This window comes from Hydrogenophaga sp. (assembly GCF_051007235.1).
GTDB lineage: Bacteria > Pseudomonadota > Gammaproteobacteria > Burkholderiales > Burkholderiaceae_C > Hydrogenophaga.
Window position 1 is genome coordinate 1 of sequence record NZ_JBPCSJ010000362.1, and the last position, 13,447, is coordinate 13,447.

Annotated in this window: 15 protein-coding genes; 6 read left to right on the top strand and 9 right to left on the bottom strand. The window is 67.9% G+C overall.

Annotated features, from left to right (window positions below):
• The 3 genes from ACR2JA_RS13000 to ACR2JA_RS13010 form a co-directional block, all read left to right on the top strand.
• Positions 1-891: HlyD family secretion protein (locus ACR2JA_RS13000; protein WP_434009502.1), on the top strand; the 891-nt coding region annotated here is incomplete at its 5' end.
• Entirely contained in the window at positions 888-3,062 is a 2,175-nt protein-coding gene (locus ACR2JA_RS13005; RefSeq protein ID WP_434009503.1) for a peptidase domain-containing ABC transporter, read from the top strand. The genes ACR2JA_RS13000 and ACR2JA_RS13005, both read left to right, overlap by 4 nt.
• Positions 3,059-4,549 (top strand): TolC family protein, encoded by a 1,491-nt coding sequence (locus tag ACR2JA_RS13010; RefSeq protein WP_434009504.1) that lies wholly within the window; start codon positions 3,059-3,061, stop codon positions 4,547-4,549. The genes ACR2JA_RS13005 and ACR2JA_RS13010 overlap by 4 nt, the downstream gene beginning before the upstream one ends.
• A gap of 72 nt (positions 4,550-4,621) precedes the next feature.
• On the opposite strand, the gene ACR2JA_RS13015 is transcribed toward ACR2JA_RS13010, so the two are convergent.
• From ACR2JA_RS13015 to ACR2JA_RS13025, 3 genes are all read right to left on the bottom strand, one after another.
• Positions 4,622-4,873 (bottom strand): hypothetical protein, encoded by a 252-nt coding sequence (locus ACR2JA_RS13015; RefSeq protein ID WP_434009505.1) that lies wholly within the window; start codon positions 4,871-4,873, stop codon positions 4,622-4,624.
• Between the two features lie 204 nt (positions 4,874-5,077).
• Positions 5,078-5,716 (bottom strand): CoA transferase subunit B, encoded by a 639-nt coding sequence (locus tag ACR2JA_RS13020; protein WP_434009506.1) that lies wholly within the window; start codon positions 5,714-5,716, stop codon positions 5,078-5,080.
• Between the two features lie 56 nt (positions 5,717-5,772).
• Positions 5,773-6,477, bottom strand: a complete 705-nt coding sequence (locus tag ACR2JA_RS13025; protein ID WP_434009507.1) for a CoA transferase subunit A — start codon at positions 6,475-6,477, stop codon at positions 5,773-5,775.
• Between the two features lie 110 nt (positions 6,478-6,587).
• Here ACR2JA_RS13025 and ACR2JA_RS13030 point away from each other — a divergent pair, with 110 nt between their 5' ends.
• Positions 6,588-7,148 carry a LuxR C-terminal-related transcriptional regulator gene (locus ACR2JA_RS13030; RefSeq protein ID WP_434009508.1) on the top strand — a complete coding sequence of 187 codons (561 nt, stop codon included), beginning with the start codon at positions 6,588-6,590 and terminating at the stop codon, positions 7,146-7,148.
• Positions 7,149-7,165: 17 nt separating this feature from the next.
• Here the strand turns inward: ACR2JA_RS13030 and ACR2JA_RS13035 are convergent, their stop codons facing one another.
• The 3 genes from ACR2JA_RS13035 to pcaC form a co-directional block, all read right to left on the bottom strand.
• Positions 7,166-8,428, bottom strand: coding sequence for a glycosyltransferase (locus ACR2JA_RS13035; RefSeq protein ID WP_434009509.1), 1,263 nt, complete (start codon positions 8,426-8,428; stop codon positions 7,166-7,168).
• Between the two features lie 133 nt (positions 8,429-8,561).
• Positions 8,562-9,542 (bottom strand): Bug family tripartite tricarboxylate transporter substrate binding protein, encoded by a 981-nt coding sequence (locus tag ACR2JA_RS13040; protein ID WP_434009510.1) that lies wholly within the window; start codon positions 9,540-9,542, stop codon positions 8,562-8,564.
• Positions 9,543-9,571: 29 nt separating this feature from the next.
• Entirely contained in the window at positions 9,572-9,949 is a 378-nt protein-coding gene (pcaC, locus tag ACR2JA_RS13045) for a 4-carboxymuconolactone decarboxylase (RefSeq protein WP_434009511.1), read from the bottom strand.
• 81 nt (positions 9,950-10,030) lie between these two features.
• Between pcaC and ACR2JA_RS13050 the strand changes: the two genes are divergently transcribed.
• The gene (locus ACR2JA_RS13050; protein WP_434009512.1) at positions 10,031-10,618 is read left to right on the top strand and encodes a peroxidase-related enzyme; all 588 of its coding nucleotides are present in this window, start codon (positions 10,031-10,033) and stop codon (positions 10,616-10,618) included.
• A 196-nt stretch (positions 10,619-10,814) separates the two neighbouring features.
• Here ACR2JA_RS13050 and ACR2JA_RS13055 read toward each other — a convergent pair whose 3' ends face one another.
• Genes ACR2JA_RS13055 through ACR2JA_RS13065 form a run of 3 tightly spaced genes read right to left on the bottom strand, consistent with a single transcriptional unit; the run spans position 10,815 to position 13,008 of the window.
• Positions 10,815-11,264, bottom strand: a complete 450-nt coding sequence (locus tag ACR2JA_RS13055; protein WP_434009513.1) for an acyl-CoA thioesterase — start codon at positions 11,262-11,264, stop codon at positions 10,815-10,817.
• A gap of 18 nt (positions 11,265-11,282) precedes the next feature.
• Positions 11,283-12,233 (bottom strand): DMT family transporter, encoded by a 951-nt coding sequence (locus tag ACR2JA_RS13060; RefSeq protein ID WP_434009514.1) that lies wholly within the window; start codon positions 12,231-12,233, stop codon positions 11,283-11,285.
• Positions 12,226-13,008: an SDR family oxidoreductase gene (locus tag ACR2JA_RS13065; protein WP_434009515.1), complete on the bottom strand. Its 783-nt coding sequence runs from the start codon at positions 13,006-13,008 to the stop codon at positions 12,226-12,228. The genes ACR2JA_RS13060 and ACR2JA_RS13065 overlap by 8 nt, the downstream gene beginning before the upstream one ends.
• Before the next feature lie 147 nt (positions 13,009-13,155).
• On the opposite strand from ACR2JA_RS13065, the gene ACR2JA_RS13070 reads away from it, so the two are divergent.
• Positions 13,156-13,447 (top strand): FAD-dependent oxidoreductase (locus ACR2JA_RS13070; RefSeq protein ID WP_434009516.1); only part of this gene is annotated, 292 nt, incomplete at its 3' end.

The window sequence follows — 13,447 nt, forward strand, 5'->3', positions numbered from 1 at the left end:
ATCCAGCGCTCGCAGCGCCTGCAGTCCGAAGAGCTGGTGAGCCTGCAGCGCCGGGCCGACGCGCTGCGGGGCGAGGCGCAGGCCATTGCCGCGCAGATCGAGCAGCAGAAGACCCGCCTGCAGATCGCCGAGGACACACAGCGCCGCTACAAAGGGCTGGCCGATCAGGACTACATCGCTCGCGAGGAGCTGATGCAAACGGAGATCGACCTGACCGAGCAGCGCTCGCGCCTGCGCGGGCTGGAACGCGATGCGCTGGGCGTGCAGCGCGAACTGGCGGCCACACAGCAGGAACTGGGCAACGCGCAGCTGCGCAGCACCGGCCAGCTGGCACAGTTGCAGCGCGAGGTCTCCAGCACCGAACAGCAGCTGACCGAGGTGGAAGGCCGCCGCCGCGTGCTCATCACCGCGCCCGAGGCGGGACGCGCCACACTGGTGACGGCCGAAGTGGGCCAGAGCATCGACGGCAACCAGCCGCTGCTGACCCTGGTGCCCGCCAGCGGCGAGCTGCAGGCCCGCCTGTACGCGCCCAGCAGCAGCATCGGTTTCGTGCAGCCGGGCGACGTGGTGCTGCTGCGTTACCAGGCCTTCCCGTACCAGAAGTTCGGCCAGCACAAGGGCGTGGTGGACACGGTCTCAACCTCCGCCGTGAGCCCGGCCGAGCTGGCCAACCTGCCGGTGGCCGAACTGCCACCGGGTGAACCGGTGTTCGCCATCCAGGTGCGGCTGCGGTCGGCCAGCGTACTGGCCAACGGGCAGGCGCGGCCGCTGCAGGCGGGCATGCGGCTGGAAGCCGACATCTTGCAGGAGCGCCGCAAACTCTACGAATGGGTGCTCGAACCCCTGTACAGCGTCACGCGCCGCCAGGCCACGCCGGAGGCGACACCATGACCTGGACCGATCGCCTGGCCTTTGGCCTGGGCCAGACCCTGCCGGTGGTGCTGCAGACCGAGGCCGCCGAATGCGGTCTGGCCTGCCTGACCATGGTGCTGCAGCACCACGGCGCCAGCACCGACCTGGCCGCCCTGCGCACGCGCCACGCCGTGGCGCTGACCGGCATGACGCTGGCCACGCTGACCGACGTGGCCCAGCGCGAGCAGCTGGGCACGCGCGGCCTGCGGCTGGAGCTGGACGAACTGCCCCAGCTGCGCCTACCGGCCATCCTGCACTGGGACCTGAACCACTTCGTCGTACTGCAGTCGGTGGGCAACGGCCACATCGTGGTGCACGACCCGGCTTTCGGCGAACGCCACCTCAGTCTGGAAGAGGCCTCGCGCCACTTCACCGGCGTGGCGCTGGAGGTCTGGCCCAACCCGGGTTTCGCGCCCAAGGAAGAAAAGACCCGCGTGCGCCTGTCGCAGCTGATCGGCCAGGTCTCGGGCTTCTGGCCATCGCTGGGTCAGGTGCTGATGCTGTCGCTGGCGCTGGAGGTGTTCGGCCTGGTGTCGCCGCTGTTCATGCAGTGGGTGCTGGATCATGTGGTGGTCTCGCGCGACACGCAGCTGCTCACCACGCTGGCCATCGGCTTTGCGCTGCTCATGCTGGTGCAGCAGGGCACGAGCCTGGTCCGCTCCTGGCTGCTCATGGTCATCAACACCTCGGTCGGTCTGCAGTGGAAGGCCAATGTGTTCGCGCACATGACCCGCCTGCCGCTGTCCTATTTCCAGAACCGGCACCTGGGCGACATCGTCTCGCGCGCCGGATCGGTGAACGACATCCAGAGCACGCTGACATCGGCCTTTGTCGAAACCCTGTTCGACGGCCTGCTGGTCATCCTCACCCTGGTGCTCATGTTCGTCTACAGCCCGACCCTGGCTTGGGTGGCGGTGGTGGCGGTGCTGCTGTACCTGGCGGTGCGCCTGCTGTGGTACCGGCCGTTCTACGCCGCCAACGAAGAAGCGCTGGTGCGCGACGCCAGCCAGTCCAGCCACTTCCTGGAATCCATCCGCGGCATGCGCGCGATCCAGCTGTTTGGCCGCCAGACCCAGCGCCAGGGCGCCTGGCAAACCTTGATGGTCAGCGCCACCAACGCGCGCCTGAAGATCGAGAAACTGCAGATCCTCTACAGCCTGGTGCGCGGCCTGCTCGGCGGCGCCCTTGCGCTGCTCATCGTCTGGCTCGGTGCGCAGCAGATCATCGCCAACGAGCTCACCGTCGGCATGCTGATGGCCTTCATGGCCTACCGCGGCCAGTTCGACAGCCGTGTCACGTCGCTGATCGACAGGGCCATCGACCTGAAGATGCTGCGCCTGCATGCCGAACGCCTGGCCGACCTGGTGCTGACCCCGACCACGCCGGCAGCGCAGCGGCTGGACGCCCGCGACCTGGCACCGGCCGCCGCGACCGCGACCGTGCCCGCCCTGGCGCTGGAGCAGCTGCGCTACCGCTACGCCGACCAGTCGCCCTGGGTGCTGGACGGCATCACGCTCCACATCGCGCCCGGCGAGGTGCTGGCCATCACCGGCCGTTCGGGCTGCGGCAAGACCACCCTGGTCAACCTGCTGCTGGGCACCTACGCCCCCACCGAAGGCCGGGTGCTGGTGGATGGCGTGCCGCTGGCCCAGGTGGGCGTGGACCGCTGGCGCCAGGGCGTGGCCACGGTGATGCAGGACGACACCCTGTTCGCCGGGTCGATTGCCGACAACATCGGCTTCTTCGACCCGCAACCCGACCTGACCTGGATGGTGGAATGCGCCCGCATGGCGGCCCTGCACGACGACATCGAACGCATGCCCATGGCCTACCAGACCCTGGTGGGCGACATGGGCACCGTGCTCTCGGGCGGGCAGAAGCAGCGCCTGCTGCTGGCGCGTGCGCTGTACAAGCGCCCGCGGGTGCTGATCCTGGACGAGGCCACCAGCCACCTGGACGTGGAATCGGAGGCCCAGGTCAATGCGGCCATCGCCGCCCTGCCCGTGACCCGCATCGTGGTGGCCCACCGGCCCGAGACCATCCGATCGGTACAGCGCGTGGTCGACCTGCGCGACGGCCGAGTGGCCTTTGACGGCCAGCCCGCCGACTACCTGCGTCAGATGGGCTACCTGACCCCGGCCTCGGCATGAAACACCGGCGCATCTTCGACCAGTCGACTGCGCGCAGCAGCGCCTGGAGCCTGGTCCTGCTGCTGGCGGCCCTGGGCCCGGCGCACGGCCAAACACCCGAGCCCCGCCTGCGCCTGAGCACCACACTGGCCCAGGTGCCTGCCGTGCCGGCGGAGCCCGACCCGTCCGCCCACTGGAGTCAGGACGCCCAGCGCTGGCAACCCGGCAGCAGCGCCTGTTCCGACCGCCAGGCCCCGCGCTGGGACCGGCTGACGCTGGACGATGCCCTGGCCCACACCCTGTGCCAGAGCCCGGGCCTGCGCCAGGCGCTGGCCGATGTGGCCGAACAGCGCGCGGGCGTGGACATCGGTGAAGTGGCCTTGCGCCCGCGCTGGAGCGCAAACGCCGAATACAGCGGTGCGCGCAACTTCAATTCGTTCGGCAGTTCCGGCCGCGCGCTGTCGGCCAGCCTCGGCCTGAGCTGGGTGCTGTTCGACTTTGGTCAGCGCAGCGCCAGCCTGCAGTCAGCCCGGCAGACTCTGGCCGCCGCACTCGCAGCGCAAGACAACGCCTTGCTGGACGGGGTGCGCGAACTGGTGCGCCTGTACGGTGAGGGCGTGGTCGCCACCGCCGCGCTGGAGGCGAGCCAAGAGGCGGAAGCTGCGGCCGATCAGACCGCGGCCGCCGCCCTCGCACGCTACCAGGCCCAGGTGGGCAACCAGATCGACCGCCTGCAGGCCCAGACCGCGCTGGCCCAGGCGACCCTGGAGCGGGTGCGCGCCCAGAGCGTCTGGGACAACGCGCGCGCCCAGCTGGCCCTCGCCCTGGGCGCCGAGATCGGCCAGCCGCTGCGGCTGGCCGACTGGGAAGCATGGGTCCTGCAACGCCTGCCCGCACCGGAACTGCAAGCGCTGCGGCAAGAGGCCCGTGCGCAGCACCCGCGCCTGAGGACGACCCAGGCGCAAATCGACGCCCTGCGCTCGCGGCTGCAGGCGGTGCAGGCCGACAACAAAGGCAGCGTGAGCCTGAGCGCCAGCGGCGGCAACTCCCGCAACTGGGGCGCGGCGGGCAGCGGCAACATCCCCACCGCCAACGCCGCCGTGGTGGCCAGCATCCCGCTGTTCAATGGCCGCGAGGCCGACGCCCAGGCGCGCCAGGTGTTGGCGCAGATCGCCTCACGCGAGGCCGAGCGCGAAGCGGTGCTGCGCGACATCGACAGCCAGCTCTGGCAAGCCCACCAGGCCTGGCGCACCAGCCAGCAAAGCCTGCTGGCCAGCGACCGCCTGCTCGAATCGGCCGCCGCCACCCACCGCGTGGCACAGGGGCGCTACAAGGCGGGCGTAGGGTCCATGCAGGACCTGCTCAGCGCCCAGTCCACTCTGGCCGACGCACGGCGCCAGCGGGTCGGCGCCCTGGTGGAACAGCTCACCGCCCAGACACAGCTGAGCCTGGCGACTGGCCGGGTGGGACCGGCCCCCGCGCAAACTGCAACCGTCCGCACACGCTGACCCTTTGTGCTGCGGTAAAAAAAACGCCCCTGCGCTCGCAGGGGCGTTGATCGGTTTGAAACCTGTTGCCGGTCAGAGCGGCACTTCTTCCACCGGGCAGGTCGGCTTGGGCTGGCAGGTGGTGGTCGTGTTGCAGCTGTCCTTGGGCGGGGTGTAGCAGCTGTCCGTGGTTTTCGGTGCGCAGGTGTAAGTGGTCTTGGGTTCGCAGGTGTAGGTGGTCTTGGGCTGGCAGTAGCTGTAGCTCTTGAAGCTCCAGCTGGACCAGCCCCAGCACAACCAGCCGCCGGACACTTGCTTCATTTCGTCTTGGGACAGAGCGCGCATGGATGAACTCCTTGGAGAAGTTGGATGCTTGGGGACTACAAGCACCGGGTTGAATATGAACTTTAGTTTAATTCAGATACAACCGTTTACAACCCCCTGATCGACCGCTCGTCGGTTTTTGACCGTTCAGTACCGCACACGCTCCGCTCGTCACATGAAAAAAGCCCCGCTTGAACGGGGCTTTCGAAACAGAGCGTCTGCCGTTCAGACCAGCGGTACGCCCGTCTTGCTCTGGATGAACTCGCGCGTCACGCCATCGGCCAGTTCCACCAGCTTCAGGCCCTCGGGCGTCACGTCCATCACGCCCAGATCGGTGATGATGCGGTCGACCACGCCCTTGCCGGTCAGCGGCAGGGTGCACTGGGGCAGGATCTTCAGGTCTTCGGTGCCATCCTTCTTCTTGGCCACGTGCTCCATCAGCACGATCACGCGTTTGACGCCAGCCACCAGGTCCATGGCGCCGCCCATGCCCTTGACCATCTTGCCGGGGATCATCCAGTTGGCCAGGTCGCCCTCGGCCGTCACCTGCATGGCGCCCAGGATGGACAGGTTGATCTTGCCGCCGCGGATCATGGCAAAGCTGTCGTGGCTGCCGAAGATGGCCGAGCCCTTGAGCGTGGTCACGGTCTGCTTGCCGGCGTTGATCAGGTCGGCGTCCACCTCGTCTTCATAGGGGAAGGGGCCGATGCCCAGCATGCCGTTCTCGCTTTGCAACCACACCTCGACGTGGTCGGGCACGTGGTTGGCCACCAGCGTCGGGATGCCGATGCCGAGGTTCACATAGAAACCGTCCTGCAGTTCCTGGGCCGCGCGCGCGGCCATCTGGTCTTGGGTCCAGGGCATGTCAAATCTCCTTAGATCGGTTGGGGACAGAGCTGAAGGTCTGTCCCGCAAAAACATCAGACTTTGCGGTCGCGGGTGGTGCGCTTCTCGATGCGCTTCTCGGGCGTCGGGTTGTGCACGATGCGGTGCACATAGATGCCGGGCAGGTGCACGTCGTCGGGCGCGATCTCGCCCGTGGCGACGATGCGCTCGACCTCGACGATGCAGATCTTGCCGGCCATGGCGACGGCCGGGTTGAAGTTGCGTGCCGTGAGGTTGAAGCGCAGGTTGCCAGAACGGTCGGCCACGTCGGCCTTGACCAGTGCCACCTCGGGGAACAGCGCGTGCTCCATCACATAGGTCTCGCCGCCGAACTCGCGCAGCTCCTTGCCCTCGGCCACCAGGGTGCCGACGCCGGTCTTGGTGAAGAAGGCCGGGATGCCGGCGCCACCGGCGCGCAGCTTCTCGGCCAGCGTGCCCTGGGGTGTGAATTCGAGTTCGAGTTCACCGGCCAGGTACTGGCGCTCGAACTCCTTGTTTTCGCCCACGTAGGACGAAATCATCTTCTTGATCTGGCGCGTCTGCAGCAGCTTGCCCAGACCGAAGTCGTCCACGCCGGCGTTGTTGGAGATGGCGGTCAGGTTCTTCACGCCTGAATCGCGCAGGGCGTCGATGAGCGCTTCAGGGATGCCGCAAAGGCCGAAACCGCCGACCGCGATCAGCTGGCCGTCGGCCACCACGCCCTGGAGGGCTTCGGCCGCGCTGGGGTAGATCTTGTTCACGTGAAAAGACTCCAGTGGTTGAACAAACAGGGATCGAAGAATTCGAGTGGTTGGACGATACTACGTATCAACATACGTAGTTTGACCTAGAGACTTACCCACACCCGGCCATGGACCGCATCGACTACCGCCTCGCCTTCGACCTCGCGCCGGTGGGCCTGGCGCTGTCGCGCCAGCGCACGATGGTGGACTGCAACCAGGCTCTGTGCGAGATGTTCGGCGCCTCGCGCGAGCAACTGGTGGGTCAGAGCTTTCGCATCCTTTACCCCAGCGCCGACGAGTACGAGCGCACCGGCGCGCGCATCGTGCCCATCCTCGGCCGCGGCGGCACCTACGCCGACGAACGCATCATGCAGCGCGTGGACGGCCGCTTCAAGGGCGAGACCTTCTGGTGCCACGTGACCGGGCGGGCGCTGGACCCGGCCGACCCGCACGCGGCCGGCATCTGGAGCTTCGAAGACCTGAGCGCGCGCCGGCCGGTGGGCGCTGCGCTGACGCCGCGTGAACGCGAGGTGGCCGCGTGCCTGATGGACGGCCTGACCAGCAAGGAGATCGGCAAACAACTGGGCATCAGCCACCGCACGGTGGAAATCCACCGCGCACGACTGATGCGCAAGTACCAGGCGCACAGCACGCCCGATCTGGTGCACCGGCTGATCGCGGGGACCTGACGATGCCCGCTCAGGCGTCAGGCCTGACCAACCGCCACGGCTGCGCGATCCGCATGCCCAAGCACCAGATCGGCGGCCTGGGCCAGGACCTCAACGCCGGACCGGAGCGTGGACCGCCGTGCAAGGCACGCCTCCAACACGCCCCGATCGGCCAGCAAAGCCTGCAATGCGCCACCCCATTCGCTGCCTGAATGGCGGTGTCCCAACCGCAAGCGCTGCACGCGCCGGGCGTTGTCGAACTGGTCGAAATGGTTGGGCAACACCAACTGGGGACAACCGGCCGCCACCGCCTGCGCGAGCGTACCGACACCCCCGCAATGCACAAGCGCGGCCGCACGGGGCAACAGAGCGCTCAAAGGGACGTAACGGCGGTACAGCGCCCAGGGCGGCAGGTCATCACACCCCTTGACCTGATCGGGATAGCGGGTGAGCAACACCACCCTGAGGCCGCAATGCTGGGCTGTGCGCAGCGCCTCATCGAAGAACTTTTGGGCATTGCGCCGGGCGGACCCCGGGTAACACACCACCGGGGGCGGTCCATCGGCCAGGAAGTGCTCCAGCTCGGGATCGACCGTCGCCATGGCCGCTTCGCCCGATCCATCCACCTGCGGGAAACCCAGCACGCGCGCCGCGGCCGGCCAGTCCGGCTGTGGCGAGCCGAACCAATCGGGGAATAGGCCGAGCACCCGCTCGGGCGAATGCATCCACCGGCTCAGCAAGTGGCGCACCGGCGGCAGTCCCAGTTCGGCCCTGAGCACATTGAGATCGCGGGTCACCACCGGGTCGAACACGAGTCGCTCGACCCACGGCCCCAGCCAGGCGCCAGCCCAGGCGGGCACGCGCTCGGGATACGGCAGCGCCTTGAGCGCAGGCAGGTCACGGAACGACACCATGCACAGGGGGGACAGGTGCACGGTCACCAAGGGCAACCCCAGGCGCTCCTGTGCGAGGCGTCCCGCCAATGCAAACGTGGAGGCCACGACCAGAGGGCGCGGCGCGTGCGCCGGACGATCGTGCCAGCGCGACACCAGATCGGCATAGGCCGCTCGCGTGCTCTGCTCGACCCGGCGCCACATCTGAGGCGTCTTGTGCAACCCCTTCGCGTGCAGCGAGAGGTCCGGCATGGCATCTGTCTCCAGCGTCACCGCCTCCAGGCCCATGCGCTCGACCATGGGCCTGTGCAGTGCACCACACCACAGCGTGACCGCATGGCCGCGCCGTGCCAGTTCGCTGCCCAGGGCGGCCAGGGGCAGCACATCCCCCAGCGAACCGAAGGTCAAAATCCAGATGGGCGACAGCCCGACCGACGCCTCACCAGGTGGGGGGACTCCAGCGTTCACGTCCGTCCACCGACCAGCCCGCGCGCACCCCGCCGCGAAGTGAAGCGTCCTGCCAACATGGGTGTGGGCGAGGTCACTGGGGCTGGTAGCCGCTGGCCTGGATGATCTTCGCCCAGACCTCGCGGTAGGCGACTTCGCGCTTGCCCAGCTCCGCGCCGCTCATGTAGCCCACGGTCAGGCCCATCGCGGTCAGCTTGTCTTTCACGTCCGGCTGCGCGATGACCTTCTGCACACCCACCGCCAGCTTGTCCAGGGAAGCCTTGGGCGTGCCGGCGGGCGCAAAGATGCCGTAGTACGGCACTTCCTCAAAGCCCTTGATGCCCAGTTCGGTGAAGGTCGGCACGTCGGGCAGCGCGGCCTGGCGCTGCGTGCCCATGACGGCGGCCACGCGCAGCTTGCCGGCCTTGTTGTTCTCGATGAAGTCGGGCACCGAGCCCACACCGGCCGGGATGGTGTTGCCCAGCATGTCGGCCATCATGGGTGCGCTGCCGCGGTAAGGTGCGGCCACCAGATCGAGCCCGAACTGTTTGCCGATCACCTGCACCGCGAACTGCGGTGTGGACGCCGGCGCCGGAATGCCCATGGTCGCCTTGCCGCCGGCGGCCTTGACGCCGTCCACCCAGGCCTTGAAGTCGCGCGCCGGGGTGCCGCCCGAGAGCGCCACCGCGTTGACGAAGGTGGCGAAGCCGGCCACCGGCACGAAGTCTTTGGCCGGGTCGAAACCGGGGTTCTTCATGGTCAGCGGCAGGATGGAGACGCTGTGGTCGTGGCTGAGGAACAGGGTGTGGCCGTCGGGCGCGGCGGCTTTGAGCGCCTGCGCGGCCAGCTGCCCGCCGGCACCGGCCTTGTTGTCCACCACCACGCTGTTGCCCAGCTCGGCCTGCAGGCGCTCGGCCAGGATGCGGGCGACGGCGTCGGTGCCGCCGCCGGCCGGAAAGCCCACCAGGATACGGGTTGTGCTCTGGGCCTGCGCCAGGCCGATACCGGCGACGGCGGAGAGGGCGAGCGCGAGGCGGCTGGCACAGGCGATGAAGGAACGGCGATGGGATGTCATGGATGCACTCCTGAAAAAAGACAACGGGATCAGGCCTTGGGCGGGTCGACCACCTCGGCCGCGGTGCGGAAGGCTTCCACCGAGGTGGGGATGCCGCAGTAGATGGCCGCGTGCAGCAGCACCTCCTGGATTTCTTCGACGGTCGCGCCGTTGTTGAGTGCGCCGCGCACATGACCCTTGAGTTCGTGCTGCTTGCCCAGCGCGGTGAGCATGGCCACGGTGACGAGGCTGCGTGTCTTGCGGTCCAGGCCGGGTCGTTGCCACACATCGCCCCAGGCGGCGCGGGAAATGTGGTCCTGGATCGGCTGTGTGAAGGGCGTGGTGCCGGCCAGTGCGCGGTCAACGAAGGGGTCGCCCATCACCTCGCGGCGGGTGGCCAGGCCACGGTGGTACTGATCGTCCTGCATGTGGTGTGTCCCAAGTGTCAGTGAAGGTTCAAGCGGCAAGGATAAGCTGCCCGTTTTGACAAAACCTGACCGGAGACAAACATGAGCACCCGCTATCCCCTGCCCGACCTGAACACCCTGCCCGACGACCTCAAGGCCAAGATCCTGGAGGTGCAGGAAAAAGCCGGCTTCGTGCCCAACGTGTTCCTGGGGCTGGCGCGCCGGCCGGCCGAATGGCGCGCCTTTTTTGCGTACCACGACGCGCTGATGGTGCCCGAAACCGTGGGCCGTACCTCGGGCCTGAGCAAGGGCGACCGCGAGATGATCGTCACCACCACCAGCGCGGCCAACCACTGCCTGTACTGCGTGGTGGCGCACGGCGCCATCCTGCGCATCTACGAAAAGAAACCGCTGGTGGCCGACCAGGTGGCCGTCAACCACCGCAAGGCCGACATCACCCCGCGCCAGCGAGCCATGCTGGACTTCGCGATGAAGGTCTGCCTGGCGTCGCACGAGGTCGAGGACGCCGACTTCGCCGCGCTGGCCGAGCACGGTTTCAGTGACGAGGACGCCTGGGACATCGCGGCCATCACCGCCTTCTTCGGCCTGTCCAACCGCATGGCCAGCTTCAGCGGCATGACGCCCAACCCCGAGTTTTATCTCATGGGCCGGGTGCCGAAACAGAAGTAAAGCCCCCGTACTACGCCGCTGCGAGGGTGGCGGCCCCAGGACCGGGGAGGGACCCGGTCCTGGCCGGGTCTGGGGGCTCATCCGGCTTGGGGCGGCCCTGCGCAGCAGTGGCGCCCCACGCTCCGCCGCTGCGCGGGTCGCTGCCCCCACGGGGGCTGATCCCGCTTTGGGGCGGCCCGGCGCCGGATCGACGTCTTCAGCGACCCAGCAGCGGCGGGTGCCCGGCGCCTTCGATCAGCGCGCGGGCGTGGTCCGACATCGGCACCGACTTCTGCTGCGGAAAATCCACCCAGACGATGGTGGCGCCGCCGTTGGCGTACACGGTGGTCGGGTCGTCGGTGCGCAGCATCTCGTGGAAGGTGTCGAACGAGGTCTTGCCCATGGTGCCCACGTAGGTGCGCACCAACACGTCGCCCGGGAATTCGAACTGCCGGATGAAGTTGCAGAAGGCGTTGACGATCACCGGGCCTTCGCCCTTGGGGTCGGCCGGCAGCCCCATGCCGAAGAACCAGTCCAGCCGCGCGATCTCCATGTAGCGAAAGTAAATCGTGTTGTTGACGTGGCCCATGGCGTCCATGTCGCCCCAGCGGATGGGCACGACAACCTCGTGCACCAGGCGTTTCTCGACAGGCAGTTCAAGTTTCATCGGTTCTCCTTGTCTTGTTCATCTGTGCGCGCGGATCGAAGCGAGGATGCCGCCGATGAACAGCACGCAGGCCAGCAACTGCGTCGTCCCCGGCCAGTCCCCGCTCCAGGCGAAAGCGTAGACCAGGGCGAACACCGTTTCGCTCACCACCAGCTGACCGGCCAGGCTGGTGCTCAGGCGGCGGCTGGCCACGTTCCACATCACCGACGCGATCCAGGCCGAGCCGATGCCAGTGAACACGCAGACGAACACAAACGCGCCGAACCCAGGGCGGGACGTGACCGCATCCCACCCGGTGCCCCAGCCCAGCCAGAGCGCCAGCCCACCCAGGCCGGCCGACAGCCCCAGCCAGTTGGCCCAGGCGGTGGACTTGACCTCGGGGTGACGGCGGATCCAGCGCGCGTTGAGCATGCCAAACGCCAGCCAGCTGAGCATGGCACCCACCGCAAACAGCACGCCACGCCAGAAATGCCCGGCGCCCACCGGGTCAACCTCCTGGGCCGTGGCGTCCATCATCAGCGCCATGCCGGCAGCGGTCAGCACCAGGCCGGGCAGCAGCGCCGCCCAGCGCAGGTGCACCGGCTTGCCCAGCAGCATCATCCACACCGGCAGCGTGCCGATGATCAGCGCCGGCAGCGCGGCCCCCGCGTCGGCGATGCCGTAGACCAGCAGCAGGTAGTAGCCGGTGTAGCCCAGCACGCTGAGCCAGAGCGCGGCCAGCGCCTGCGCCCCGCTGGGCCACAAGCCGCCGCGCCGGTTCGGTGCGGACCGCAGCGTCTCCCATAGCATCCACACCAGCGAAAACAGGCCGCAGGCCACGAAGCGGCCTGCCGTGTAGTCCACCGACGAAAACCCGGGCGCCACCAGCGGCGCAACGAAGGTCGTGCCCCAGAACGCCCCGGCCCCAAGACCCGCCGCGATGCCGGTGGCCATGCCGGGTGGCAGGCCGCCCAGCGCGCGATCAGACACCGAAGCCGTCATCCGCTGCGATCACCGCACCATTCACGAAGTGGCTTTCGTTGGACGCCAGCATGACCAGGATCGCGTCCAGGTCGGCTGGCTGGCCCACGCGCTTGCGCGGCAGCAGGTTGATCAGCTTCTGGCCCTGCTCGGTCTGCCAGTGGTGGTGGTTGATCTCGGTGTCGATATAGCCAGGGCAGATGGCGTTGACGTTGACGCCGTACTTGCCCCATTCCACCGCCATGGCCTTGGTCATGTGCACCACGGCGGCCTTGCTCATGCAGTACACGCCGATCTGCGGCAGCACCTTGAGCCCGGCCATGGACGCGATGTTGATGATGCGCCCGCCCACGTAGGTGCCCGGTGCCGCGCCCTTGGCGCGCGCCAGCATGCGCTTGGCCACCTCCTGCGCCACGAAGAAAGCGCCCTTGGTATTGGTGTCGAAAATGAAGTCGTAATCCTCTTCGCTCACGTCCTGCAGGCGCTGGGTGGTGCTCACGCCCGAGTTGTTCACCAGGATGTCGATCGCGCCGACCTCGGTCTCGGCGTGCGCCACCGCCGCCTTGATGGACGCCTGGTCGGTCACGTCCAGCGCCACCACGTGCGCGTCGCCGCCTTCGGCTTCGATGTGGGCACGCAGCGCCATCAGGCGGTCGGTGCGGCGGCTGGCCAGCACCACCGCGGCGCCAGCTTTGGCCAGGGTCTTGGCAAACTGTTCACCCAGGCCACCGGAGGCGCCGGTGATCAGGGCCACGCGGCCCGAAAGGTCAAGGCTGTAGGCCATTTAGGGATGCTCCTCGAAAGACGTCGCTCGGTTCGCCAACACGGCGAGGGTGACAAGGATTGTGCGCCATCGGCCACTAGAATCCGTCACGACCACGACAGGCCAGCCCCCCTTGGGCGCAGCACGACCGAGAAAGAACACCCCACCATGAGTCCCCAAGAAATCCTGAGCACGTACGGCCCGCGCGAGGCCATGGAATACGACGTGGTGATCGTCGGCGGCGGCCCGGCCGGGCTGTCCACCGCGATCCGTCTGAAGCAACTGGCCGCCGACAAGGGCAGCGAGATCAACGTCTGTGTGCTCGAGAAGGGCTCCGAGCCCGGCGCCCACATCCTCTCGGGCGCCGTGATGGACCCCAGGGCCCTCACCGAACTGTTCCCGCACTGGAAGGAACTGGGCGCGCCTCTGAACCAGCCCGTGACCGGTGACGACCTGCTGG

Bases quoted from the DNA above. Each gene is read 5' to 3' on its own strand.
- ACR2JA_RS13050 (WP_434009512.1), top strand. From the start codon at position 10,031: ATGAGCACCCGCTATCCCCTGCCCGACCTGAACACCCTGCCCGACGAC.
- ACR2JA_RS13005 (WP_434009503.1), top strand. From the start codon at position 888: ATGACCTGGACCGATCGCCTGGCCTTTGGCCTGGGCCAGACCCTGCCG.
- ACR2JA_RS13010 (WP_434009504.1), top strand. From the start codon at position 3,059: ATGAAACACCGGCGCATCTTCGACCAGTCGACTGCGCGCAGCAGCGCC.
- pcaC (WP_434009511.1), bottom strand. From the start codon at position 9,949: ATGCAGGACGATCAGTACCACCGTGGCCTGGCCACCCGCCGCGAGGTG.
- ACR2JA_RS13030 (WP_434009508.1), top strand. From the start codon at position 6,588: ATGGACCGCATCGACTACCGCCTCGCCTTCGACCTCGCGCCGGTGGGC.
- ACR2JA_RS13020 (WP_434009506.1), bottom strand. From the start codon at position 5,716: ATGCCCTGGACCCAAGACCAGATGGCCGCGCGCGCGGCCCAGGAACTG.
- ACR2JA_RS13015 (WP_434009505.1), bottom strand. From the start codon at position 4,873: ATGCGCGCTCTGTCCCAAGACGAAATGAAGCAAGTGTCCGGCGGCTGG.
- ACR2JA_RS13065 (WP_434009515.1), bottom strand. From the start codon at position 13,008: ATGGCCTACAGCCTTGACCTTTCGGGCCGCGTGGCCCTGATCACCGGC.
- ACR2JA_RS13040 (WP_434009510.1), bottom strand. From the start codon at position 9,542: ATGACATCCCATCGCCGTTCCTTCATCGCCTGTGCCAGCCGCCTCGCG.
- ACR2JA_RS13055 (WP_434009513.1), bottom strand. From the start codon at position 11,264: ATGAAACTTGAACTGCCTGTCGAGAAACGCCTGGTGCACGAGGTTGTC.